This window comes from Limnobacter sp. (genome assembly GCF_036846585.1).
GTDB lineage: Bacteria > Pseudomonadota > Gammaproteobacteria > Burkholderiales > Burkholderiaceae_B > Limnobacter.
The window spans coordinates 142,416-165,233 of the sequence record NZ_DAIUBR010000004.1 but is presented as its reverse complement, the minus strand read 5'-3'; the positions used below and the strand labels follow the sequence as shown (position 1 = coordinate 165,233).

Here is a 22,818-nt window from a genome sequence, read left to right as displayed (position 1 = left end):
GTATACAACTGAGGGCAATCAACCCACGCCCGGCGGTGTCTTAAACCCGCCGGCCACCACAATTTTCTTGCCGTCCAACCGGATGGGCAGCACGGGCATGGCACGTGTGGCGGGGCCAACAACCACGGCACCGGCATCCAGCGGCTGGAACTTCGAGCCGTGGCAAAAACAGGCCAATGCCTTGTCCGCCGACATCCAGGTTTTCACATCGCAACCCTGGTGCGTGCAAATCGACGAGAATGCCAACACATCGCCCGCAGCAACTTTTTTGGACTCATCACTAAAATCAGCCCTGTTCATGCGAATCAACACAATGCGATTCAAGCGGGAATCGGTTTTGGGCTTGTTTGTCTTTGGATTGAGCGGGTAAACAATGAGTGGCTTGAGTGGGGCAAGGTCATCCAGCGTGATCGGCCTGATTTCGCCTTCAGCATTGTCATCAACCAGAAAGTCGCCTGCCACCGGGCCATCAATTGCGGCCTCGGCCATCGCCTGGCTGGCATTGCGAGTAACACCAAAGCCGGCGGCAATACCGGCTGCAGCGATTTTGAACACCCTGCGGCGTGAATCATCAAAAGGTTGCGCTCCTGCACAGGCGCAACAATTGTTCTCTTTTTGCATGTGTCATCTCCTTCCTTGTTTCATGCGGTGCCCGCTTGGGGGGCGAGAAAGCTATATTTTTGTTGTGGGTTTAATATATATATTCTGAATTCGGAGTTCAAGTATTTTTTTGAAACCATTGAACTCTGAACTCAAACAAATACAACACAATAATTTATTAATCAACAACTTATGGAAAACAATAACGTCGATTATATTAATAAAATTCGCAAGAATTGGTGTTATCCATAGTGGTTTTTACAGAAAAAATCGAGGGCGATTGGCTTAAACAGACCAGTGAAAAATTGGAGAACACTGCGGTGGGCGCTTTATAAGTGCCCGCCAGCAGGGTGTATTGCACACCACAAGAAGCCTGAACCAAGGCTTTGTCACCTTAAGTATTTACTGCAAAGCGCCACAGACATATTCTTGAAATGCTGCGGGCAAACAATGTTCATTGGCATAGCCTATAGCATAAATTTATAAAAACAACTTGATCGATAGGATTCCGATCCCTACACTGAATTCAGCAGTTACGAATTAACGGCAACAAGGAGAGAAGCATGACTAACGAAGCGAAATGCCCATTCACGGGCGATGGTCCCAAAACAGCGATTGCCGGCACACCCACTAACGCAAACTGGTGGCCCAACGCACTGAACCTGAAAATCCTGAACCAGAATTCCCCCCTGATCGACCCGATGGACGACGGCTTCGACTACGTGGAAGAAGTCAAAAAACTGGACGTAAACGCCCTGCTGGCCGACCTGAAAGCGTTGTACACAGATTCCCAAGACTGGTGGCCAGCTGATTACGGCCACTACGGTCCATTTTTTGTGCGCATGACATGGCACGCTGCGGGCACCTACCGCATCGCCGATGGCCGTGGTGGTGCTGGTGCCGGCATGCAGCGTTTTGCCCCCTTGAACAGCTGGCCCGACAACGGCAACCTGGACAAAGCCCGCCGCCTGTTGTGGCCCATCAAACAGAAGTATGGCAAACAATTGTCATGGGCCGACCTGATCACCTTGGCTGGCACCTACTGCATGGACACCATGGGCTTCAAAACCTTTGGTTTCGCATTTGGCCGCAAAGACGTGTACGAGCCTGAAGAAGTGTACTGGGGCCCTGAAGCCGAATGGCTGGCCACCAGCGACAAACCAAACAGCCGCTATTCCGGCAAGCGCGACCTTGAGAACCCTTTGGCCGCCGTGCAGATGGGCCTGATCTACGTCAACCCCGAAGGCCCGGACGGCAACCCCGACCCCAAACTTTCCGCGCATGACATTCGCGAAACATTCGCCCGCATGGCGATGAACGACTATGAAACCGTGGCGCTGGTTGCAGGCGGCCACACATTCGGCAAGGCACACGGCGCAGGCGATGCAGCGCTGGTGGGCCCCGCACCTGAAAGCGCACCCGTTGAAGAACAGGGCTTGGGCTGGATCAACAAGCACGGTACCGGCAAAGCAGGCGACACCATCACCAGCGGTATTGAAGGTGCCTGGAAACCCAACCCCACCAAGTGGGACATGGGTTACCTGGAAACCCTGTTCAAGTACGACTGGGAATTGACAAAGAGCCCAGCCGGTGCACACCAGTGGAAGCCAAAAGGTGGTGCAGGTGCAGGCACTGTTGTGGACGCACACGACCCCAACAAGAGCCACGCCCCCATGATGACCACCGCCGACCTGGCGCTGCGCATGGACCCGGCTTACGAGAAAATTTCTCGCCATTTCCTGAACAACCCGGACGAGTTTGCCGATGCCTATGCACGCGCATGGTTCAAACTGACCCACCGCGACATGGGACCGAAATCACGTTACATCGGCCCACTGGTACCCAAAGAAGACTTGATCTGGCAAGACCCGGTACCCGCAGTTGACCACAAGCTGGCCGACGATGCAGATGTAGCAACCTTGAAAGCCAAAGTATTGGGCTGTGGCTTAAGCATTGCCGAGCTGGTGCGCACAGCCTGGGCCTCTGCGTCCACCTACCGCAAAAGCGACAAACGTGGTGGTGCCAACGGTGCACGCATTCGCCTGAATCCCCACAAAAACTGGGAAGCCAACAACCCTGCAGAATTGGGCAAGGTGCTGGAGCAACTGGAAAATGTGAAGAAACAGTTCAATGACGGTGGCAACGGAAAGAAAATTTCCCTGGCTGACCTGATCGTACTGGCTGGCGCTGCGGGTGTTGAAGCCGCTGCCAAGAAAGCAGGCCACAACATCACTGTGCCGGTTGCACTGGGCCGAACCGATGCAACGGAAGATCAAACTGACGTGGAAGCATTTGAAGTGCTGGAACCCACCGCAGACGGCTTCCGCAACTACGCACGCAAAGGCCTGGAAAGCAAAGCCGCAGAACGCTTGATCGACAAAGCCAACCTGTTGGGTTTGACTGCACCTGAAATGACCGTGCTGGTGGGTGGCCTGCGCGCCATGAACGCCAACACAGGCGGTGCAAAGCACGGTGTGTTCACCAAGCGCCCGGAAGCACTGACCACTGACTTCTTCACCAACCTGCTCGACATGAGCACCAAGTGGACCAAGTCAACCAGCGCAGACGGCGTGCTGGAAGGCCGCGACCGGAAAACAGGTGAAGTGAAGTGGACAGGTACACTGGCCGACATGTGCTTCGGTTCAAACTCGCAATTACGTGCTTTGTGCGAAGTGTATGCCGGTGCAGATGCCGAGAAGAAGTTTGTGAACGACTTCGTGGCCGCATGGACCAAAGTAATGAATGCAGACCGTTTTGATCTGCACCATTAATTTGCTCAAGCAGTAAGTAGTCCAAAAGGCTCGGTGTGAAAACACCGGGCCTTTTTGTTTGGGCGTTATTTCGGTGTATCTTTTGCGGTCCGGTTTAAAAGCAAAAACACCCGCCCATGTCAGCTCCCGTTATTTTCAGCACAATCAAAACTGCCAGCGGCCATCTGTTTGGCCATGCCATGTTAAACAATCCGGCCGCCTTGAATGCGCTCACATTGCCCATGATCGACCTGCTCGACCAACAATTGAAAGCGTGGGCACGAGACAATGCCGTCGCAGGTGTGGTGTTGGGTGCTGCAGGTGACAAAGGATTTTGCGCAGGCGGCGATGTGGTCAGCCTGTACCACGCATCAAAGTGCGCGGGCGCGGGAAATGTGCCGCCAGAAGCAGAAGCATTTTTCGAACGAGAATACCGTTTGGACTACCGCATTCACACCTACCCCAAACCAATATTGTGCTGGGCACACGGCATTGTGATGGGCGGCGGCGTGGGCTTGATGGTGGGCGCTTCGCACCGCGTGGTCAGCCCCAATGCACGCATTGCCATGCCGGAAATTCACATCGGCCTGTACCCCGATGTTGCTGGCACCTGGTTCTTGCACCGCATGCCGGGGCGCACCGGTTTGTTTCTGGCTTTAACCGGCGCCATTGTGAATGCAGGCGATGCAATGCTGGGCAATTGGGCCGAAGCCGTAGTTCCACACGATCAGTTTTCGCTGGTGTTGGCGGCAATCGAAAAAGCCCACTGGCAAGGCAATTTGAAAACCGACAGCGTGGTGTTGTCCGCATTGCTGACACAGTTTGAAATGGACGCGCCCACGCCTTTGTTACACACACACGCCGCCACAATTGATGCAGCAATGAACCACGACACGCTGGCAGAAATTGACCGCGCGCTGCGTGCGCTTCAACAAAGCGATGACGCCTGGCTGGCCAAGGCCGCGCAGGCGTATGCGCATGGTTCACCCACCTCGGCAGCGCTTTCGTTTGAATTGATGAAGCGCCACGAGGGTGCCGATTTGGCCGATGTATTGCGCCTGGAATACCAAGCCTCGATTGGCTGTTGTGTTCATCCTGATTTTCCAGAAGGCGTGCGCGCCTTGCTGGTGGACAAAGACAAAATACCGAAGTGGCGCCATACAAAAGCGGATGAAGTTTCAGCAGATGAGATCACCGACATTCTGAAACCGAGATTCAACGGCTTACATCCACTGCAAGATCTTGGGGAGACCCACTAACATGTCGGCGCATTACGCCGATTAAAACCCTTCAATTAAATGCAAAGCAATCAATCGCTCAACAAATCGATATAGGCCTTGTAGCTGTAGGCTCGATGCTTCTTTTGCCCTGTGACTTCCACCACACAATGCCCAGCGCTTCAAGTGCGGACACAGCAGCATTTGCTGTCGGAAAACTGGCGTTCAACTTCAGCTTTACTTGCTCCACATTGAAGCGAGGCATCATGGGCAAACTTTCAAACAAGCGATAAACCATGGGGGTGGCTCGAGGTGATTCCAACAACTTTCGACGATCGGCAGCAATCAGACTGACCACAGCCACAAAGCCACGCTCGACCTGTACTGCTGCTGCAGCCACGCCATCAAGAAACGGATGAATTGTTTCAAACTGAGCATGCACAAGCGCAATTTTCACCAATAGTGAAAATTTGAGACGTCATCAACGCTTCTTTTCGAATAGCACTGTAAAGCAACCAATCCACCGAAGGAACCAATCCCGCTACACCTGAGAGGCGTGCAAGCGCTAGCTCAGCTGCTTTGTTCTTCTCTTCAAAGAACGCGGAATCCAATGCAGGTGAAGCTGGAGGCAAGGGATTGGGAACAAAAGCCTGAAAGGGCTCGCCCAAGGTGGTGGAAGTAATGTAAAAGCCAGTTTGACGCATGCTATTAAAGAATTCTTGAATATAGCCGCTTATATTAAAGTACGCTTTAATGTATTGATTCAGGCACTCATGCTTTGAATTGCCCCAGACTGATCCGTTGAACCGCCCCGGCAATGCCCATGCTTTGCATCACCCGCAAGGCATTGTCATCACAAGCCAAACCATCCGGTTTGCTTTCAATCATCACAATCAGTTTTTTCAGCTGAGATTTGCTTTTCGCCAACCGCAACTGCATCGACTCAATGTCTGCAATTTTTTTGGTCAACGCTGAAATCAGTTCATCGTGCTTCCACTGCGACAAATTACCTGGCATCACCTGCTTGATTTCATCCAGCGTAAAGCCTGTTTGCTGGGCATTTGAAATAATGCTCAGCACAGCCAGCGCCTCGGCCGGGTATTCACGGTATCCGTTTGCCTTGCGATCCACTGCGGTGATCAAACCCTTGGATTCATAAAAGCGAATGGTGGCGGGGGTCAGCCCGCTTCGCTTGGCCAATTCTCCAATTTTCATGGCGCACTCTCGACGATGTAAACAAGCATCAGTTTAAGCTTCAAGTGCGCTTGAGGGTCAACAAAGTACTTGACCTTCAAGTTAACTTTAATCTTAAGGTGTTTCCATCGAACACATGGAAAACGACATGAGCACCTTTACATCACTTACTTTGCCCAACGGCACACAAATCATCAACAGGCTGGCCAAAGCCGCCATGGAAGAAAATCTGGCTGATTCAAACCACGCACCATCAGATGAGCTGATTCGTCTGTACCGGGCTTGGGCCGAAGGCGGCGTGGGCTTGATGATTACCGGCAATGTAATGGTAGACCGCCGCGCCATGACAGGCCCTGGCGGTGTAGTGCTGGAAAACGCCGAACACAAGGCAAGGTTCGAGCAATGGGCCAAGGTGGCCCGTGCACAAGGTGCACAGGTGTGGATGCAAATCAACCACCCTGGCCGTCAAATGCAGGCTGCAATGGGACAAGTCACGGTGGCGCCTTCTGCCGTGGCACTGGACATGGGCAAATTCTCCAAACAGTTTACAGTGCCCAAAGCCATGACCGAGGTCGACATTGCAGAGGTAAAAGCCCGCTTTGTGACCACCGCCGTGCTGGCCGAACAAAGCGGCTTTAACGGTGTACAAATTCACGCTGCGCACGGCTACCTGCTTAGCCAGTTTTTATCGCCAATTACCAACAAGCGACACGACCAGTGGGGTGGTTCGATTGAAAACCGCGCCCGCCTGTTGGTGGACATTGTGAAAGACGTTCGCGCAGCAGTAGGCCAAACTTTCTCCGTTTCAGTAAAACTCAATTCTGCCGATTTTCAACGGGGTGGCTTTAGCCAGGAAGAAGCCAAGGGGGTTGTCACCATGCTGAACCCGTTGGGCCTGGACATGATTGAATTGTCGGGCGGCAGCTACGAAGCCCCCGCCATGCAAGGCGACGCCCGCGATGGCCGCACCCTTGCGCGCGAAGCCTACTTTCTGGAATTCGCCAAAGACATTGCAACCGTTGCAACCATGCCAATCATGGTGACCGGCGGTGTACGCCGCCTGCCCGTGGTGGAACAGGTGCTGAACAGCGGCATCCACATGGTGGGCATTGCCACCGCCTTGTCGCTGAACCCAAAGCTGCCACGTGAATGGCAAAGCGGCCTTGCAAGCGCCCCCATGCTGCGCACCGTGACATGGAAAAACAAGGTTCTTGCATCACTGGCCTACATGGCCATGGTGAAACATCAGTTGCGGCGCGTGAGCAAAGGCAAAACACCGAACGCAAACGTTCACCCTTTCTACGCATTTGTGGCGCAGCTTGTTAATACACAGCTGAGAACGAAAAAGTACAAGGCGTGGATGGCAAGGCAATCAGCTTGAGGCATTTAAATCAGCGAATAATCAGCATGGGCATCCATGCTGATTGTGGCTGCACGGCCTGCAAATCCACAGCGCGGATCGGTCGAAGCCGGCGGTCTGCAGGTACCGAGTCGGAACGGATTGATATGCAAAGCGTTTGGCTTGGTTTTCATGAACATCAACTGATATTCCAGTGTGGTGAAATCGTCCTCCGTGACGATGGACGGCTCGTTGCTGACTGGAAACAGGCAGTATTGCTGGGTCGCACCTGCCACACACTTGAACGGTCGCATGGCCAGAAAATATTCGTTCATCGTGTCTTCTTTTAACGTAATTTTGAAAGTTTTCGAGTCAGCGCCCACAGACCTGAAATCCACGGTGCCAATCTGGATTTTTTCATCCAAGGTGTTGGTCAGCATGATCGACTTTTCACCATTGAGTTTTTCCCATGAGGTGCTGGCCTGCACGTTAACGCAAGCCAAGAGAGAGACGAAGATCAAACCACGTCGAATAGTGAGAAAATTGAAAATTGCCACGACAACTCCAAGGGATAACAAGAACGTTTCAAAACTAATTTTGCTCAATAAAACAATTCGGTTACATCTCGATGAATTCGACCACACCAACAACACCATTTACCTGGTGTGGATGCAGGCCATTGCGGCGCTTCATTCAAAGCACCTTGGGCCGACGTTTCAAGACTTTGTGGAATTGGGCTATGGCTGCGTGGCACGCCAATACCAGGTTGTGCGCGAAAGCGACCACGCCACCGTGATGCAAGGGCATACGCAATGGGTGTGCATTGACATGAAAAGTGGCCGCCCTAGCTCAACGTTCCATCGCGATGCAGTTCATCGATTTGGTCGTTCAGGGTGCACCAGTCGTAAATAATGCCTATGCCGAACAGGCCCACGGTAAACAAGTAAATCAAACCTGTAATCCACTTGCGCTGATAAAAACGATGAATGCCGAAAACGCCCAGGAAAGTAAGCAACACCCAGGCAATGTTGTAGTTGATGGGGCCGGTTAAAAAGCGGCGGTCAGCGCTTTTGTCCATGCCGGGAATCAGGAACAAGTCCACAATCCAGCCAATTAAAAACAGGCCAAGAGTGAAGAACCAAATGATGCCGGAAATAGGTCGACCGTAATAAAAACGGTGTGCGCCCATGAAACCAAAAATCCAGAGAATGTAACCAATGACGATGCTGTGACTGTTGCTGTCTTTAATCATGTGAATAGTTTATTTTTTAAAAGTCAGCTACAAACATAACACAGTGGGCAGGCTCATCAACAAGGCACCAAAAACAAAAAGGACCTAGCACCCCACAGCGCTAAGTCCTTGATTTTATTTGGGGCGATGTATGGGGCTCGAACCCACGACCCATGGAATCACAATCCATTGCTCTACCAACTGAGCTAACACCGCCACCGTAAACCGGTTTGAATCCAACTGATCTAAATTCTTGGCCTGCCCGGAGGGGTTCGAACCCCCGACCCCTTAGAAGTTTGGTACACGTAACTGTGTAGAAAACTACACAGTTAGTTTTCAAATGGCGTAAATGCGTGCTCTCAGCAAGGTTCTAACTCTTGGGATCTATGCCAATAATGTCGTTTAACATCAACATAGCATCAGCAGTTACCGTTAAAAACTCATCTCGAAACAGCCAGCTGCGAGCATCGGCTCGCCTTTGAATTCAGACGCTTTTCCACGATGCGTGTACTTTATTCAAATTTAATCTCTACGACTTGAATAATTCAGATCTTCCGGTACATCCACATCTTGCAACACATCCGCGGTTGGCCACTCAATCGGGAGCATATTCGCAGCGCGTAGCAAATTTTTTGCGCCTATATCTCCCTGCAATGCAAGCAGTGAACCCGCCCATGTACGCGTCAGCCCCACCGGGTGCCCACGCTTGCCTTGAAAGTATGGCGCCACAGCATGTAACTCTTGTGCGCTCACTTTCGAGAGTTCAGCATGTACCAGTGCAATGGCTTCAACGGGTAGCCACGGCATATCTCCCAATGAAATCACAAATCCAGTGATACCAGGCTTTTTCTCAAGGCAATGCTTTACAGCCGCGGCCAAGGCGCTGCCCATACCTTGTTGTGCTTCCGGGCTGATCAAGACTTCGCAGCCCGCATCGAACAGGCAGTGCACGCGCCCGGGCTGGTGACCTTGAATGACTGCCAGCGTGTCGGGCAGCACCTTGCACATGGCGCTGCCGCTATGCCACAACACAGGCTTGCCAGAATCGGCGCGAAGTTGCAGCAACTTGTCTTTTTCCCCGCTAGGGTCAAAGCGCTGGCCCTGCCCCGCAGCCAATAAAATGCCCTGAATCATGGCCCGGGCTTTTTCATTTTGCGCAGGCGCTCAAGGTGTCAGCAGCCACTTCAAGCGCAGCTTTGGCTTGTGCCACATTCAATACCTTGTCGCCAGCAACGCCGTTTTTCATGGCCACCAGTTCGGCGGCAATTGAAACTGCGATTTCAGCAGGGGTGCGGCTTCCAATATAAATACCGGCCGGGCCACGCAAGGTTGCAGCCTGTTCCTCGCTTACGCCAAATTCAAGAAGGCGGGTTCGGCGGGTTTCATTGTTTCGGCGCGAACCCAGCGCAGCCACATAAAATGCGGGGCTTTGCAAGGCCTCCATCAAGGCGAGGTCATCCAGCTTGGGGTCATGGGTCAAGGCAATCACGGCCATGCGTGCGTCGGGTTTCATCGCCATGACAACGTCGTCGGGCATGTCGCGAGTCAATGTGGTGCCGGGTTCATTCCATTCATCGGCGTATTCTTCACGTGGGTCACATACCGTCACAGCAAAATCGAGTGCAATCGCCATGCGCGCCAGTTGCTGGCTTAAATGACCAGCACCAATCAGCAACAAACGATAGCGTGGGCCGAATACACTGATCAAGGTGGAACCATCAAACACCAAGCCTTGTTCAGGGTGGGAGGGCTCCAGTTTGCTGTCGCCTGTTTTGATATTCAGGCCGCGCTGCACCAGTTTTCCGGCTTTCAACGCATTCAACAATTCCGTCAATTCATTGGCTGCAGCCAGGGGTTCAAGCACCAGCTCCATGGTGCCGCCACAGGGTAAACCGAAGCGCCGGGCCTGCTCAGCGCCAACACCATAGCTCACCAGCTGGGGCTGTGCCGGAAAGCCGTCCTTGTTCAACAGGCGGTCAATCAAATCGTCTTCAATGCAGCCACCCGATACGCTGCCCACGGCATGGCCATCTTCACGCAACGCCAGCAACGAGCCCGGTGGTCTGGGGGAAGAACCCCAAGTGCGCACCACAGTGGCCAGCATCACGCGATGACCATTTTCCAGCCACCGGTGCGCGCGCTGCAACACTTCAAGATCAAGACTTTCCATGCTGCGGCTCCTTTATGCTTTCAGTTGTTCAGCAATCGGCAGTTTGCGAATGCGCTTGCCGGTCGCGTTGAACAAGGCGTTGGCCAGCGCGGGTGCCAAAGGTGGTACGCCCGGCTCACCCACGCCGGTTGGCTTCTCGCCAGACTGAACCATGTGTACCTCTACTTTGGGCATTTCGTTGATGCGCAACACTGGGTAGTCGTGGTAATTCGACTGCTGCACCTCACCGTCTTTCAAGGTAATTTCACCAGTCAGTGCGGCGGCCAGGGCAAAACCAATACCACCCTCCATTTGTGCTTTCACCACATCGGGGTTTACTACCACACCGCAATCTACGGCACACACCACGCGGTCTACCTTGAAGTTGCCATCTTTCTGAACTGTTACTTCAACAACCTGAGCCACAAAACTATTGAACGATTCATGTACAGCAATGCCGCGTCCACGTTTGGCACCGTCGGCTGCAGTTACGAGTGGCTTGTTCCAGCCGGCTTTTTCAGCCACCAGTTTCAGTACACCTGCATGGCGGGGGTGCTTAGTCAACAAGGCCTCACGATATTTAACCGGATCTTGTTTGGCTTGAACGGCCAGTTCATCCACGAATACTTCGGTGGCGTAGGCAGTGTGGGTGGAACCCACGGCACGCCACCACTGAATGGGTACGCGAACCTGTTCATTGGTGGTATGTAAATCCACGAGCATGTTTGGAATTTGGTAAGGCACGTTGGATGACCCTTCGACCGAGGTTACATCCACGCCGTCTTTCACCATGCCTGCCTCAAAGGGCGAACCTTTGGCAATTGACTGGCCAACAATGCGGTTCTCCCAGGCCACTGGCAAACCATTTTTTCCCAATGCTGCGCGCAAGCGGTGGGCATAGACCGGGCGGTAGTAGCCGCCTTTCATGTCGTCTTCCCGGCTCCACACCAATTTCACCGGCGCTTTTCCGCCAATGGCTTTCACAATGTGTGCCGTTTCAACCAGGTAATCCGCTTGCGGGTTGGCTCGGCGGCCAAAGCTGCCACCGGCATACAGCATGTTCAGTTTCACTTTTTCGGGGTCAAGGCCCAACACTGCGGCCACAGCAGCCTGATCGGCGGTTTGCATTTGTTCGCCATTCCAGACCTCCGCGCTGTCCTTGTCCAGTTTAATCAGGCAGTTCAATGGTTCCATCGAGGCATGCGCTAAAAAAGGGAAGTGAAAGTCGGATTCGACAATCTGATTGCTGCGCGCAAATTGCCCTTTGGTGTCACCATCTTCCCGCGCAACCGTGCCGGGCTTGCCCAGTAGTTGGGTGTAGTCAGCTGTAATTTGTTCGCTGCTACCGTTGTAAGCTTTGGACAAATCCCATTCAATGTTCAGTGCATCACGACCTTTTTTCGCGGTCCAGAAATTGCTGGCCAAAACGGCCACGCCACTGGGAATGGTGACCACGTCCGATACACCTTGGATAGCGCGCGCAGCTTTGTCATCAACCTTCTTCACGGTGCCGCCAAACTTGGGCGGGTGGGCAACAACAGCCACCAGCATGCCGGGCAGTTTCATGTCTTGCGTAAAAATTGCAGTGCCGTTGGTTTTTGCAGTACTGTCTTTGCGGGGTGCTGTTTTGCCAATCAGTTTGAAATCTTTCGGGTCTTTCAACGTTACTTCACCAGGCACAGATTGCTGGCTGGCAGCTTCAGCCAACTCGCCAAAGGTGGCCTTGCGATTGCTTTTCGCATGCGACACAACACTGTTGCTCACTGAAATTTCGCGAGCGTGTACTTTCCATTGTGCAGCGGCAGCGTTCACCAACATGGCCCGGGCGGTGGCGCCTGCGGTACGCATTTGTTCAAATGAGTTGGCAATTGCGGTACTGCCGCCAGTGCCTTGCGCACCCCAGAACAGATTGTTGTAGTGTTTGGTGCTAGCGCCTGCGCCCTCCACTTTGACTGTGGACCAATCGGCATCCAGTTCCTCTGCAACCAAGGTGGCAAGGCCCGTATACACGCCTTGACCCATTTCAAGGTGTTTGGAAATAACAGTAACTGTGTTGTCGCTACCAATTGTCACAAAGGCATTAGGAGCGAAGTTGCCTGCTTCAACAGCACTGCCAGCCTGGCCCGGGCCGCCTGCTTTCAGTTTGTTGCTGGCAAACACGGAGGGAATGCTGACTGCGAGTGTCAGGCCGGCGCCGGCTTTCAAAAAATCGCGACGAGAAACGTTGGTAACGATGCTCATGAATGTTTCTCCTTAAGCCAATGTTTTGGCGGCTTCGTGAATGGCCGCACGAATGCGCACATAGGTGGCACAGCGGCACACATTGCCTGCCATGGCTGCATCGATGTCATCGTCGGAAGGCTTTGGGTTGCTGGTCAGCAAAGCTGTGGCCGACATGATTTGCCCCGACTGGCAATAACCACACTGCACGACATCGAGCTTCTGCCAGGCTGCCTGAACAGCCGATCCCACTTTGTGATTCTGCATGGCTTCGATGGTGCTAACTTGTTTACCAGCCACGGTGGACACTGGCGTCGAACAACTGCGCACAGGCTCACCATCTACATGTGCTGTGCAAGCGCCGCAAAGGCCCATGCCGCAGCCAAATTTTGTGCCCGTCATGTCCAGGTCATCGCGAAGCACCCAAAGCAGTGGGGTGTCGCCATCCACGTCCACACTGACGACTTTGCCATTCAATACAAAATCAACCATTCACCACCTCCGATACCCTAAAAATGTTGCAGTGCACATATCGGTACAGTCTAGCCCCCTTGATTATCAAGATAAAGGCGGATATGGTGTATTGGTTATTAACATTAGGTTCAGAATGGAGATTGTTCATGGTGCTCGATAAAGATCTGCTGGACGGCATTCCGGTGTTTTTAACTGTAGCCGAGCACAGCAGTTTTACCTTGGCCGCTGCACAATTGGGCATTACCCCCACGGCGGTGAGCAAGGCGATCCGGGTGTTGGAAGAACGCCATGGCGTGGTGTTGTTTCAGCGGACCACTCGCAAAGTTGCTTTGACTGAAGCTGGCCAGGCTTTGTTCTCGCGCCTGCAGCCCGCTACGCAGGAAATTGATGAGGCAATCTCCGCTCTTGGCCAGTTTCGCGACAAACCAATCGGCACGCTTCGACTTAATATGAAACGATCGGCCTGCACTTATTTGGTCGAACCCATTGTTGCCGAGTTTCGCCAGAAGTACCCCGATGTGAAACTGGACATCACGATCGATGAAGGCCTTACCGATTTGCTGGAGGGTCGTTACGATGCAGGTATTCGTTTGGGCGAGTCGGTAGACAAAGACATGGTTGGTGTACGGCTTACTCCCGATTTGGCTTTTCATGTGGTGGGAAGCCCGGAATATTTCAAACGCAATGGCAAACCAGCAAAACCTGAGGATTTACAGCAACACGATGCAATCATGTACCGCTTCGTGACCAGTGGCACCTTTCACCGGTGGGAGTTTGTTCGCAGCAAGCGGCAGTTTTTTGTGGATGTACCAAGCCCAGTGGTGGTGAATAACCGGGATATTCTGATCAACTTTGCCCGACAGGGTTTGGGTTTGGCCTATGTGGCGCAGTACGAGGTCGAGCGAGAATTGACTGAAGGCAGCTTGGTACCCGTACTCAGTGAATTCATTCCCAAAACTTCGGGTTTGTATTTGTACTTTCCTGCTCGCACTCAAGCACAATTGAAGTTACGCGCTTTCATTGACATGGTTAGCAAAGTTCGGCCGTCCTGAACTCAACCGAGTTCAGACACACAAGCGACTCGGTATTGCGCTGAAAGTTTGGGAACTACGAAGGTGTCATTAGCGGTACTTGCTTTCGTTGCTCAGCGATTACCAGGCAACCCGAGGACTGTATTGTCGATAACTTACTGTCTTGAAAAAGTAAGTCTTGCATTTCCCGAACCCAGGGCCTCGGCCAGGCCTGCAGTGTCATCCACTCGACCAATCCGAGTGTAGGAATAGATCGAATTGAAGGTCGAATAGAAAACAACTAGCGTGTCGTTCCCATAGAGCATGAGATCGCCATTGCGGATGATTCCAGGACGGCTCGCATGTGTGGGCAATCATGTGGGTAATTTGGCATGTTTTTCGTTGCCATTCAGCTCTTCCATATCCAGCGTAAGCGGAAACTGCGAGACGAATGCACGCGCGGTATCGTTATCGGCAAGAGTGATGGCAAATCGCTGTTCGTTAATAGTCATCCACATGGGCAATTTCTCAGAACTCTCAAAGACTCCAATGATCGCGTTACCGGACTCGGAAGGTGCCCCGGCTCGGCATACACTAACCACCAGCATTCCTAACAGTAAACTCAGTCCGCGCAGGCTTGAGATTCGACACTTGTAGTTCATTTCTACATCTCCTTTTTTCAGTTACGTATTCGGGCAGACGCTGTCATTCAACATTAAGGAGATGTAGCGAGCATTTATCTCAACTCAGAGCGCGAACATCTCACATTAATTGCAGTTGCAACAGCTCGTCCCGCAATTCCGATAGCACCTCCTACCGTGGCCAATTCATGCTGCCGTCGTCTCTACTTCTTCAGGTGAACACGGAAGAACGCCGTCAGCTTGTTAAAAGGAATAATGTCAACCCGGTCGTACAGATCCGTGTGGTTGGCTCCAGGAATGATCATCAATTCTTTTGGCTCCGCCGCAGCTGCGTACGCAGTTTCGCTGAAATAGCGCGAGTGTGCTTTCTCACCGTGGATGAACAGGATCGGTCGCGGCGAAATTTCAGCAATGTAGGTCAGGATCGGCATGTTCATAAACGACAGCGGAGTCGTGAGCGTCCACGAGCTGTTCGAATTGATCGCTCGCGGATGGAAACCGCGCGGGGTTCTGTAGAAATCATGGTAGCCAGCTTCTGAAATGAAAGAAGCTTTGAAGCGCATCAAACAACTGGAAGCTGCGCTGGGCCGCAAAACACTTGAGAACGAAATTCTCAAGGAAGCCGTGGAGTATGGTAAAAGCCGAAAGTGGATTGCGCACTCGCCCTTGTTGCCCGGGGACGACCAGTAAGAGAGGTCTGTTTCGTCCTTGGCGTTTCGCGCAGTCACATGACCGCTCTGAGAACCAGAAAAGCTGATTGGGTTGACCGTCGAAAAGCGCCACCCAGGCCTGATGACGACCAGTTGTTGAGTGACATCATCACCGTTGCCAAAGACTTGCCCACCTACGGTTATCGCCGCGTGTGGGCGATTCTGAAGTTTCAGGGTATCGATGGGAGCCCACAAATGGTGAACCACAAACGTGTTTACCGCGTGATGCGAGACAACAATTTGCTGTTGTTTCGGCATGGCAGTAAGCCTAGGGATACACGCAGGCACGACGGCAAAGTGGCTGTTCAAACCAGCAACACCCGCTGGTGTTCGGACGGGTTTGAACTGGCTTGTGACAACGGTGAGAAAGTTCGAGTGGCCTTTGCCCTGGATTGCTGTGACCGCGAGGTCATGAGCTGGATTGCAACCACCAAAGGCATTGATGCTGGCCTGGTTGGAGATTTGATGATGCAAGCAGTGGAATACCGATTTGGCGCGGGCAGTACGGCGCAAACTCCCATTGAATGGCTGTCGGATAATGGCTCTTGTTATACCGCCATTGAAACGAGAACCTTTGCAACCCAACTTGGGCTCAAACCCGTGAGAACGCCGGTTGAAAGCCCGCAAAGCAACGGTATGGCCGAGAGCTTTGTGAAGACATTCAAACGTGACTATGCTCGTCTGGCCAATCGGCCTGACTCGCAAACTGTCATGCGTGAATTGAAGATGTGGTTTGAGCATTACAATGAAAAGCACCCTCACAGTGCTTTGGGGTACCTGCCTCCCCGGAGATTCCGGGAAAAGCAGAGGTCAATTAACTAATACCGATGGCCCTGTAATACGGGGGCGAGTCCACGATGTATGTAGGTGTTACTGGCTACAACCTTCAACTCTGGCCCCAACTCTGATTGTGAACTGCAGATTCTTTACTTATAAATTTTAGATTACCTCACCGGAATACTGACATAAAAAGTATCCCTTATAACCCTGCACATCGCTTGACTAGACGTCTTCACTTGTAAATCTTGCCTATCTGTACTGCAATGCTATGTGTCTGGTATTCGGCCAGAGCCGACTTGACTAGTTTTGTGAAAAAGGACTGTATTTGACCCAAAGCTGACCTTCATAATAACCTATGAAGATTTACAAAACCAATGAATCCCATACCAATAAAAAATATAGCGAATTGTGAATTTTCAAGTACTAGAGATTTATCATTCATCCTCTTCCCAAGCAAATTCTTTTTAGATTTTCGCAAAGTAAATTGAAAGCTTTTTTAATGGCATAACTAGACGACCGGTCTAATTAATGCAATAATGCACTTATGGGTAATGAACTTCCAATCATAAAGTCTGGCGATACGCGTCAGCAAATCCTCGATATAGCCAAGGGCATCATCCTCGGCAAGGGCTTTGCTGCGGTCGGCCTCAACGAGATACTTTCCACTGCAGGCGTGCCCAAGGGGTCGTTCTATCACTATTTCAAGTCAAAGGAGCAGTTTGGCGACGCCTTACTCGCAGACTATTTTGACGACTACCTGCAGATGTTAGAGCGCATGCTTAAAGATGACGGCAGCACTAATTCCAGCCGACTGCTGGGATTTTTCCAGTTCTGGCTGGATACGCAGTCAAGTGATGCCACAACGGATAAATGTCTGGTAGTTAAATTGAGCGCAGAAGTGACGGATCTTTCCGAATCCATGCGTATTACGTTGAAGAATGGCACCGACAGGGTAATAGCGTGCCTCACACATTGCGTGGAACAAGGTATACGCACAGGTGAATTCCCTGCCAACCTCGATGCAAAAACTGTCACGGCAGAGATCTACTATATGTGGATAGGCGCAACGCTTTTGACCAAGGTAGGCCGCACGCGTGCAGCCCTGGAATGCGCCATGAATGCCACGAAAGCGAGACTGGGACTTGCTTGAGGTCGATCTTTTTATTTATCCGAACACTAGCCGACTGGTCTAATAACTGTAATTTTTAAGGAGTTTTGATGCTGAATTTTGATTTTTACAACCCGACGCGCATCGCTTTCGGCAAGGGCAAGGTCGCCGAAATCGACAAGCTGGTGCCTGCTGAGGCTCGCGTATTGATTGTTTACGGCGGCACTAGCGCCAAGAAGAATGGCACGCTGGATGAAGTCAAAGCTGCCCTGGGCGGGCGTTATGTCGAGGAATTCAGCGGCATCGAGCCAAACCCTACCTATGAGACCCTAATGAAAGCCGTCGCCCAAATCAAGGCCAATAGGCTGGACTATCTGCTGGCAGTCGGCGGCGGCTCGGTGATTGATGGCACCAAGTTTGTTGCGGCAGCGGTGTATGCCGAGGGCGACCCGTGGGAGATTTTGCTCCAGCGAGGTGCCAATGTGAAACAGGCCATGCCTTATGGCACTGTGCTGACCTTGCCTGCGACAGGCTCGGAGATGAACGACGGCTCGGTGATTTCACGCACCGAAACCGCATCTGGCTTGCACGACAAGCTCTATTTCACCAGTGAGCATGTGTTTCCACAGTTCTCCGTGCTCGACCCGAGCAAGAGCTACACCCTGCCGCCGCGCCAGTTGGCTAACGGCGTGGTGGATGCCTACACCCACATCATGGAGCAATACCTGACCTACCCGGTGGAAGCGCGGGTGCAGGATCGCTTTGCCGAAGGCTTGCTACAGACCCTTATCGAGGTTGGTCCCAAGGTGCTGGCCAATCCGCAGGATTACGACACTCAGGCCAACTTCATGTGGGTCGCCACCCTGGCCTTGAATGGTTTGATCGGCTCCGGTGTGCCCAGCGATTGGGCGACGCACATGATAGGCCACGAGATCACCGCGCTTCATGGATTGGATCACGCACAGACGCTGGCTATCATATTACCGACTATGCTCAGCCTGCGCCGCGATGTCAAGCGCGCCAAGCTGCTGCAATACGCCGAGCGCGTCTGGCATATCAGTGAAGGTACAGAGGATGCTCGTATCGAAGCGGCTATCCAGAATACCCGCGCTTTTTTCGAGAGCCTCAGCGTGCCTACGCGCTTATCCGCCTACAACATCGGTGCGGATGCCATTCCTGCCCTGCTGGCGCAACTTGAAAGTCATGGCATGGTCAAACTCGGTGAGCATCAGGATGTGACGCTGGATAAGAGCAGGGAGGTGCTGGAAGCGAGTATTTAGATTTTTAGTAGGGTGGATAAAGCGCGATAGCGCGTATCCACCACCTTCGTGTTTTATTTTTTTATTAGGAGCAATCATGAGCAACAAGTTAGCCCTGTATGTACGTCTGCACGCCAAGCCAGGTAAGGAAGCAGCACTGGAAGCATTTCTGAAATCCGCACTGCCGCTGGTGGAAAACGAGCCGGAAACCGCTACCTGGTACGCACTCAAATTCGGCCCTGCCACCTTTGGCATTTTTGACACCTTTATGGATGAACATGGCCGACAAGCGCATTTGACAGGGAAAATCGCTGAGGCACTGATGGCGAATGCCGCAGATTTGCTGACCGAGATGCCGGTAATCGAAACCGTGGATTTACTGGCAGTCAAAGGCCAGTCTTAAATCTGTTTTGGCTAAGTAGATAGCTCCTCCCCGGGCTATTTCGGACCTACACTGGCACATCACTTTCCTACCTTTTGTGGTGTGCCAGTGTTTTTTCTTAGTGAGCAGAATGTATACCCCTAATCCAAATCAATCGCCGACAGCCAACCGCGGCTGGCAGCGTGTATTCCAGCGCGGCAAACTCACGCTGGGCATCATGTTCCCGATCGAGGCCTTCGAGCGCGACCAGCCGACCATGCACAACCAGGTAGCGCTGGCGCAGTTTGCCGAAAAATCCGGTTTTTCCAGCCTCGGCTTTCGCGATGTGCCGCTGCGCGACCCGAATTTTGGCGATGTCGGCCAGGTATTCGACCCGTGGGCTTATCTCGGTTATATGGCCGCGCAGACCACAGAAATCGCGCTGCTGACGGCATCCATCATTCTGCCATTGCGCCACCCGATACATATCGCCAAAGCCGCCGCCAGCATAGACCAGTTGTCCAATGGCCGCTTGCTGCTTGGCATAGCTACAGGCGATAGGATGGTGGAGTTCCCAGCCTTTAATGTGGATTTTGAGTCGCGAGGGGCGATGTTTCGCGAAGAGGTCGATTTGCTTAAGATATATTGGTCAGAGTTTTACCCGCAAATAAGTAGCAGCTTTGGCCATCTGCAACATGCCGATGTCATTCCCAAGCCGGTAGCTTCGCATGTGCCCTTGTTAGTTACCGGACATAGTCAGCAGGATCTGGGCTGGATCGCGCGCAATGCCGACGGCTGGATGAGCTACCCGCGTAGCATAGAAGCGCAGGCGCAGGTGGTGCAGCGCTGGCGCGATACTGTTGAAGCGGAATTGCCGGGGCAGTATAAACCGTTTATGCAGTCTTATTTTATTGATCTTGCCGATAACCCGAACGAAGCACCAACGCCTATTCATCTGGGTCACCGACTCGGCAGGAATGCGCTGCTGGTACATCTGCGTGCCAGCAAACGTATCGGCGTGGACCACATGATTTTCAACGTCAAATACGGCAAACGTCCGGCCGGTGAGGTGTTGCAGGAGTTGGCTGAATTTGTTTTACCGGAATTTATATGAAGTTGTTGCGCATGCGCCCCGCCTGCCAACTTATCAAAAAAACGCAGGCGAGGACGCCTGCGCTACAAAAATAGGAGCCGCCATGAAAGCCGTTGCATTAACCAAGTATTTACCTATCAGCGATCCTGAATCACTGATGGATGTCGAATTGCCCATCCCCGTCACTACCGGTCGCGATCTGCTGGTCAAGATCCACGCCATTGCAGTTAACCCGGTAGATACCAAAGTGCGAAAACCCAAGGACAAGATAGAGACCACACCCAAGGTGCTGGGCTGGGATGCCGCTGGTGAAGTCGTCGAAGCCGGGCCAGATTGCACGCTGTTCAAGACTGGCGACAAAGTGTTTTATGCGGGTGACATCACGCGCTCGGGCTGCAATGCCGAATACCAGCTCATGGATGAGCGCATAGTCGGGCACATGCCGCAGAGCTTGAGTTATGAGCAGGCGGCAGCTTTGCCGCTGACCGCAGTGACAGCTTGGGAATCACTGTTCGACCGCCTGGGCATTGCGCTTGATATAGCGCAGAACCGCAATAAAAACCTGCTTATCATAGGCGGTGCGGGCGGCGTGGGTTCGATTGCCATCCAACTCGCGAACAAACTGGCGGGATTGACCGTGGTAGCCACGGCATCGCGGCCTGAGACCGTACGCTGGGTGCAGGAATTGGGCGCACAGTATGTCATCAATCATAAGCATGACCTAGTGACTCAAATGCGCGAAATCGGCATTCCCCAACCAGATTATATTTTCTGCTGCAACGATACCGATGGCTATTTTTCTGTCATGGCCGAGCTCATCAAGCCGCAAGGCAAGATTTGCTCGATTGTCGAAACCGCACAGCCGGTGGACCTTAATCTGCTCAAGAATAAGAGCGCGACCTTCGCATGGGAGCTGATGTTTACACGTTCCATGTTTCAGACCGCCGACATGACAGAACAGCACCTTATCCTCGACCGCATTGCCAAACTGGTGGATGAGGGTGTGCTGAAGACCACGCTCAATGAAACCCTATCACCCATCAATGCTACCAATCTGCGTAAGGCGCACGCTCAGCTCGAAGCAGGTGGCACCATAGGCAAGATCGTGTTGAAAGGCTGGCATTAAATTATAAATAGTATTTTCACACTATTTTTTACATTATCAGGAGATAAAAATGTCACGTGTCGTCAGATTCCACCAAACCGGTGGGCCAGAAGTATTACAGATAGCAGATGAACAAGTCGCCTCACCAGGCAAGGGTGAGGTGCAGATCAAGGTGCATGCCATCGGACTCAATCGTGCCGAAGTCATGTTTCGCAATGGTCAGTATCTGGAAACACCGCAACTGCCAGCGAGGCTCGGCTATGAGGCGGCAGGCATAATCAATGCGGTGGGCGAGGATGTGACTGATTTCAAGATAGGTGATGCGGTCAGCACGGTTCCGGCGTTTTCGCAGAATCAGTATGGCGTGTATGGTGAGTTGGCGAATGTGCCCGCATTTGCCGTGGTCAAGCATCCACCATCACTTTCTTGGCCGGAAGCTTCCGCCATCTGGATGCAATATATGACTGCCTACGGCGCATTGGTGGAGTTTGCCGATACCAAAGTCGGTGAGTTTGTGCTGATTCCGGCGGCATCCAGTAGCGTGGGTGTGGCAGCTATCGAGATTGCCAATCTGCTGGGTGCCATTCCTGTTGCTTTGACGCGCACCAGCAGCAAGCGCGAGGCTTTGCTCAAGGCCGGTGCCAAGCATGTGATTGCGACGGAAGAACAAGACCTGGTGACCGAAGTGAACCGCATTACCAATAATAAAGGTGCACGCGTGGTGTTCGATCCGGTTGGCGGGCCGACCATCAGCAAACTGGCAGAAGCGACAGCCCAAAGCGGCATTATTTTCCAGTATGGCGCGCTAAGTACAGAGCCGACGCCATTGCCGCTGTTCCCCGTGCTCGCCAAGCAATTAACCATACGCGGGTATACCCTATTTGAAATCAGCACTCATCCTGAACGCATGGCACGCGCCAAAGCCTTCATTGTGCAAGGGCTGACTGAAGGCAAGCTGAAACCGCTGGTGGCCAAAACCTTTCCGCTAGCGCAGATTGTCGAAGCACACCGCTATATGGAATCCAACCAGCAGATCGGCAAAATTGTGGTGACAGTTTAGCGCTATTAGCAACTGCATAGGCGCTTTGCAGTCGGTTGGGCAGTCACGTTTGAGTGCCGAAATGAAGCCTCCACGATGAAAGTATACAAACATAGAATCTGGGGGCGTTAATGGTGGATTTTGTTTAGCAAGCTCACCCTAACCCTTTAGCGGGACGCCTGACGGTGCTCATGCATTCAACTGTTGAAGGTCAGTTAAGGTCGAATTTCGGCCGGAGCGGTTGTCCAGCTTCTTTGGGAGGAATGGCCAGTTTGGGCTGAAAAGCGGACAAGTGGGCGCCTACGAAATCTAGGATCAGTCAATTTCAGGATTACAGGAGAGGGCGTATTCTTTATGCGCCCGGGGAACGTGCCCTCGTGGATAACGACCTCATTGAATTCTTTGCGTTTTGCCTTGTGGATAGTCATTACATGCAAATCACGTCATTACTTTTGTGCGGCTAGAGGTGTCTCTATGATGTGGGATTCATATGCCAATTCTGTGCCTCGAAAGAGCGGCTTTTGACATATCACTGTTG

Annotated in this window: 23 protein-coding genes, 1 tRNA gene and 1 pseudogene; 12 read left to right on the top strand and 13 right to left on the bottom strand. The window is 52.4% G+C overall.

Annotation, left to right across the window (positions count from 1 at the left end; all coding sequences use genetic code 11):
* Positions 1–18: 18 nt before the first annotated feature.
* Complete coding sequence (locus tag V7028_RS03690; RefSeq protein WP_334118748.1) at positions 19–621, bottom strand: QcrA and Rieske domain-containing protein; 603 nt, start codon at positions 619–621, stop codon at positions 19–21.
* 542 nt (positions 622–1,163) lie between these two features.
* On the opposite strand from V7028_RS03690, the gene katG reads away from it, so the two are divergent.
* Together katG and V7028_RS03680 are read left to right on the top strand one after the other, a co-directional pair.
* Positions 1,164–3,371: a catalase/peroxidase HPI gene (gene katG, locus V7028_RS03685; protein WP_334118747.1), complete on the top strand. Its 2,208-nt coding sequence runs from the start codon at positions 1,164–1,166 to the stop codon at positions 3,369–3,371.
* A 116-nt stretch (positions 3,372–3,487) separates the two neighbouring features.
* Positions 3,488–4,609 (top strand): enoyl-CoA hydratase/isomerase family protein, encoded by a 1,122-nt coding sequence (locus V7028_RS03680; protein ID WP_334118746.1) that lies wholly within the window; start codon positions 3,488–3,490, stop codon positions 4,607–4,609.
* A gap of 58 nt (positions 4,610–4,667) precedes the next feature.
* Here the strand turns inward: V7028_RS03680 and V7028_RS03675 are convergent, their stop codons facing one another.
* From V7028_RS03675 to V7028_RS03665, 3 genes are all read right to left on the bottom strand, one after another.
* Positions 4,668–5,009: a hypothetical protein gene (locus tag V7028_RS03675; RefSeq protein WP_334118745.1), complete on the bottom strand. Its 342-nt coding sequence runs from the start codon at positions 5,007–5,009 to the stop codon at positions 4,668–4,670.
* A complete protein-coding gene (locus tag V7028_RS03670) occupies positions 4,993–5,271 on the bottom strand; it encodes a Fic/DOC family N-terminal domain-containing protein (protein WP_334118744.1) in 279 nt (92 codons plus the stop codon). The genes V7028_RS03675 and V7028_RS03670 overlap by 17 nt, the downstream gene beginning before the upstream one ends.
* A 67-nt stretch (positions 5,272–5,338) precedes the next feature.
* Positions 5,339–5,782 (bottom strand): MerR family transcriptional regulator, encoded by a 444-nt coding sequence (locus tag V7028_RS03665; protein WP_334118743.1) that lies wholly within the window; start codon positions 5,780–5,782, stop codon positions 5,339–5,341.
* A 127-nt stretch (positions 5,783–5,909) separates the two neighbouring features.
* On the opposite strand from V7028_RS03665, the gene V7028_RS03660 reads away from it, so the two are divergent.
* On the top strand, positions 5,910–7,142 hold the full coding sequence (locus V7028_RS03660) for an NADH:flavin oxidoreductase/NADH oxidase family protein (protein ID WP_334118742.1): 1,233 nt from the start codon (positions 5,910–5,912) through the stop codon (positions 7,140–7,142).
* A 5-nt stretch (positions 7,143–7,147) separates the two neighbouring features.
* Here the strand turns inward: V7028_RS03660 and V7028_RS03655 are convergent, their stop codons facing one another.
* The 7 genes from V7028_RS03655 to V7028_RS03625 all read right to left on the bottom strand — a co-directional run bounded on the left by V7028_RS03655 (position 7,148) and on the right by V7028_RS03625 (position 13,192).
* On the bottom strand, positions 7,148–7,705 hold the full coding sequence (locus V7028_RS03655) for a hypothetical protein (protein ID WP_334118741.1): 558 nt from the start codon (positions 7,703–7,705) through the stop codon (positions 7,148–7,150).
* A 239-nt stretch (positions 7,706–7,944) separates the two neighbouring features.
* Entirely contained in the window at positions 7,945–8,352 is a 408-nt protein-coding gene (locus tag V7028_RS03650; protein ID WP_334118740.1) for a TM2 domain-containing protein, read from the bottom strand.
* A 119-nt stretch (positions 8,353–8,471) separates the two neighbouring features.
* A tRNA-His gene (locus tag V7028_RS03645) sits at positions 8,472–8,547 on the bottom strand.
* Positions 8,548–8,853: 306 nt separating this feature from the next.
* Entirely contained in the window at positions 8,854–9,465 is a 612-nt protein-coding gene (locus V7028_RS03640) for a nucleotidyltransferase family protein (RefSeq protein WP_334118739.1), read from the bottom strand.
* 13 nt (positions 9,466–9,478) lie between these two features.
* The gene (locus V7028_RS03635) at positions 9,479–10,501 is read right to left on the bottom strand and encodes an XdhC family protein (RefSeq protein WP_334118738.1); all 1,023 of its coding nucleotides are present in this window, start codon (positions 10,499–10,501) and stop codon (positions 9,479–9,481) included.
* A gap of 12 nt (positions 10,502–10,513) precedes the next feature.
* Positions 10,514–12,721 (bottom strand): xanthine dehydrogenase family protein molybdopterin-binding subunit, encoded by a 2,208-nt coding sequence (locus tag V7028_RS03630; protein ID WP_334118737.1) that lies wholly within the window; start codon positions 12,719–12,721, stop codon positions 10,514–10,516.
* Between the two features lie 12 nt (positions 12,722–12,733).
* The gene (locus tag V7028_RS03625; RefSeq protein ID WP_334118736.1) at positions 12,734–13,192 is read right to left on the bottom strand and encodes a (2Fe-2S)-binding protein; all 459 of its coding nucleotides are present in this window, start codon (positions 13,190–13,192) and stop codon (positions 12,734–12,736) included.
* A gap of 128 nt (positions 13,193–13,320) precedes the next feature.
* Between V7028_RS03625 and V7028_RS03620 the strand changes: the two genes are divergently transcribed.
* On the top strand, positions 13,321–14,226 hold the full coding sequence (locus V7028_RS03620; protein ID WP_138517603.1) for a LysR family transcriptional regulator: 906 nt from the start codon (positions 13,321–13,323) through the stop codon (positions 14,224–14,226).
* 134 nt (positions 14,227–14,360) lie between these two features.
* Here the strand turns inward: V7028_RS03620 and V7028_RS03615 are convergent.
* Positions 14,361–14,696 (bottom strand): annotated as a pseudogene (locus V7028_RS03615) (cyclophilin-like fold protein).
* 332 nt (positions 14,697–15,028) lie between these two features.
* Positions 15,029–15,262: an alpha/beta hydrolase gene (locus V7028_RS03610; RefSeq protein ID WP_334118735.1), complete on the bottom strand. Its 234-nt coding sequence runs from the start codon at positions 15,260–15,262 to the stop codon at positions 15,029–15,031.
* 103 nt (positions 15,263–15,365) lie between these two features.
* On the opposite strand from V7028_RS03610, the gene V7028_RS03605 reads away from it, so the two are divergent.
* The 8 genes from V7028_RS03605 (at position 15,366) to V7028_RS03570 (ending at position 22,301) form a co-directional block, all read left to right on the top strand.
* Positions 15,366–15,515, top strand: coding sequence for a hypothetical protein (locus V7028_RS03605; protein WP_334118734.1), 150 nt, complete (start codon positions 15,366–15,368; stop codon positions 15,513–15,515).
* Between the two features lie 38 nt (positions 15,516–15,553).
* Positions 15,554–16,357: an IS3 family transposase gene (locus V7028_RS03600; RefSeq protein ID WP_334118733.1), complete on the top strand. Its 804-nt coding sequence runs from the start codon at positions 15,554–15,556 to the stop codon at positions 16,355–16,357.
* A 502-nt stretch (positions 16,358–16,859) separates the two neighbouring features.
* On the top strand, positions 16,860–17,465 hold the full coding sequence (locus tag V7028_RS03595) for a TetR/AcrR family transcriptional regulator (RefSeq protein WP_334118732.1): 606 nt from the start codon (positions 16,860–16,862) through the stop codon (positions 17,463–17,465).
* Between the two features lie 68 nt (positions 17,466–17,533).
* Positions 17,534–18,703: an iron-containing alcohol dehydrogenase gene (locus V7028_RS03590; protein WP_334118731.1), complete on the top strand. Its 1,170-nt coding sequence runs from the start codon at positions 17,534–17,536 to the stop codon at positions 18,701–18,703.
* Between the two features lie 76 nt (positions 18,704–18,779).
* Entirely contained in the window at positions 18,780–19,085 is a 306-nt protein-coding gene (locus V7028_RS03585; RefSeq protein ID WP_138517599.1) for a putative quinol monooxygenase, read from the top strand.
* Between the two features lie 109 nt (positions 19,086–19,194).
* On the top strand, positions 19,195–20,157 hold the full coding sequence (locus tag V7028_RS03580; RefSeq protein WP_334118730.1) for an LLM class oxidoreductase: 963 nt from the start codon (positions 19,195–19,197) through the stop codon (positions 20,155–20,157).
* Positions 20,158–20,239: 82 nt separating this feature from the next.
* On the top strand, positions 20,240–21,262 hold the full coding sequence (locus V7028_RS03575; protein ID WP_138517597.1) for a zinc-binding alcohol dehydrogenase family protein: 1,023 nt from the start codon (positions 20,240–20,242) through the stop codon (positions 21,260–21,262).
* A 49-nt stretch (positions 21,263–21,311) separates the two neighbouring features.
* On the top strand, positions 21,312–22,301 hold the full coding sequence (locus V7028_RS03570; protein ID WP_138517596.1) for a zinc-dependent alcohol dehydrogenase family protein: 990 nt from the start codon (positions 21,312–21,314) through the stop codon (positions 22,299–22,301).
* Positions 22,302–22,818: the final 517 nt, after the last annotated feature.

Bases quoted from the DNA above. Each gene is read 5' to 3' on its own strand.
- V7028_RS03690 (WP_334118748.1), bottom strand. From the start codon at position 621: ATGCAAAAAGAGAACAATTGTTGCGCCTGTGCAGGAGCGCAACCTTTT.
- katG (WP_334118747.1), top strand. From the start codon at position 1,164: ATGACTAACGAAGCGAAATGCCCATTCACGGGCGATGGTCCCAAAACA.
- V7028_RS03680 (WP_334118746.1), top strand. From the start codon at position 3,488: ATGTCAGCTCCCGTTATTTTCAGCACAATCAAAACTGCCAGCGGCCAT.
- V7028_RS03670 (WP_334118744.1), bottom strand. From the start codon at position 5,271: ATGCGTCAAACTGGCTTTTACATTACTTCCACCACCTTGGGCGAGCCC.
- V7028_RS03665 (WP_334118743.1), bottom strand. From the start codon at position 5,782: ATGAAAATTGGAGAATTGGCCAAGCGAAGCGGGCTGACCCCCGCCACC.
- V7028_RS03660 (WP_334118742.1), top strand. From the start codon at position 5,910: ATGAGCACCTTTACATCACTTACTTTGCCCAACGGCACACAAATCATC.
- V7028_RS03650 (WP_334118740.1), bottom strand. From the start codon at position 8,352: ATGATTAAAGACAGCAACAGTCACAGCATCGTCATTGGTTACATTCTC.
- V7028_RS03640 (WP_334118739.1), bottom strand. From the start codon at position 9,465: ATGATTCAGGGCATTTTATTGGCTGCGGGGCAGGGCCAGCGCTTTGAC.
- V7028_RS03635 (WP_334118738.1), bottom strand. From the start codon at position 10,501: ATGGAAAGTCTTGATCTTGAAGTGTTGCAGCGCGCGCACCGGTGGCTG.
- V7028_RS03630 (WP_334118737.1), bottom strand. From the start codon at position 12,721: ATGAGCATCGTTACCAACGTTTCTCGTCGCGATTTTTTGAAAGCCGGC.
- V7028_RS03625 (WP_334118736.1), bottom strand. From the start codon at position 13,192: ATGGTTGATTTTGTATTGAATGGCAAAGTCGTCAGTGTGGACGTGGAT.
- V7028_RS03620 (WP_138517603.1), top strand. From the start codon at position 13,321: ATGGTGCTCGATAAAGATCTGCTGGACGGCATTCCGGTGTTTTTAACT.
- V7028_RS03610 (WP_334118735.1), bottom strand. From the start codon at position 15,262: ATGAACATGCCGATCCTGACCTACATTGCTGAAATTTCGCCGCGACCG.
- V7028_RS03605 (WP_334118734.1), top strand. From the start codon at position 15,366: ATGAAAGAAGCTTTGAAGCGCATCAAACAACTGGAAGCTGCGCTGGGC.
- V7028_RS03600 (WP_334118733.1), top strand. From the start codon at position 15,554: ATGACCGCTCTGAGAACCAGAAAAGCTGATTGGGTTGACCGTCGAAAA.
- V7028_RS03595 (WP_334118732.1), top strand. From the start codon at position 16,860: ATGGGTAATGAACTTCCAATCATAAAGTCTGGCGATACGCGTCAGCAA.
- V7028_RS03590 (WP_334118731.1), top strand. From the start codon at position 17,534: ATGCTGAATTTTGATTTTTACAACCCGACGCGCATCGCTTTCGGCAAG.
- V7028_RS03585 (WP_138517599.1), top strand. From the start codon at position 18,780: ATGAGCAACAAGTTAGCCCTGTATGTACGTCTGCACGCCAAGCCAGGT.
- V7028_RS03580 (WP_334118730.1), top strand. From the start codon at position 19,195: ATGTATACCCCTAATCCAAATCAATCGCCGACAGCCAACCGCGGCTGG.
- V7028_RS03575 (WP_138517597.1), top strand. From the start codon at position 20,240: ATGAAAGCCGTTGCATTAACCAAGTATTTACCTATCAGCGATCCTGAA.
- V7028_RS03570 (WP_138517596.1), top strand. From the start codon at position 21,312: ATGTCACGTGTCGTCAGATTCCACCAAACCGGTGGGCCAGAAGTATTA.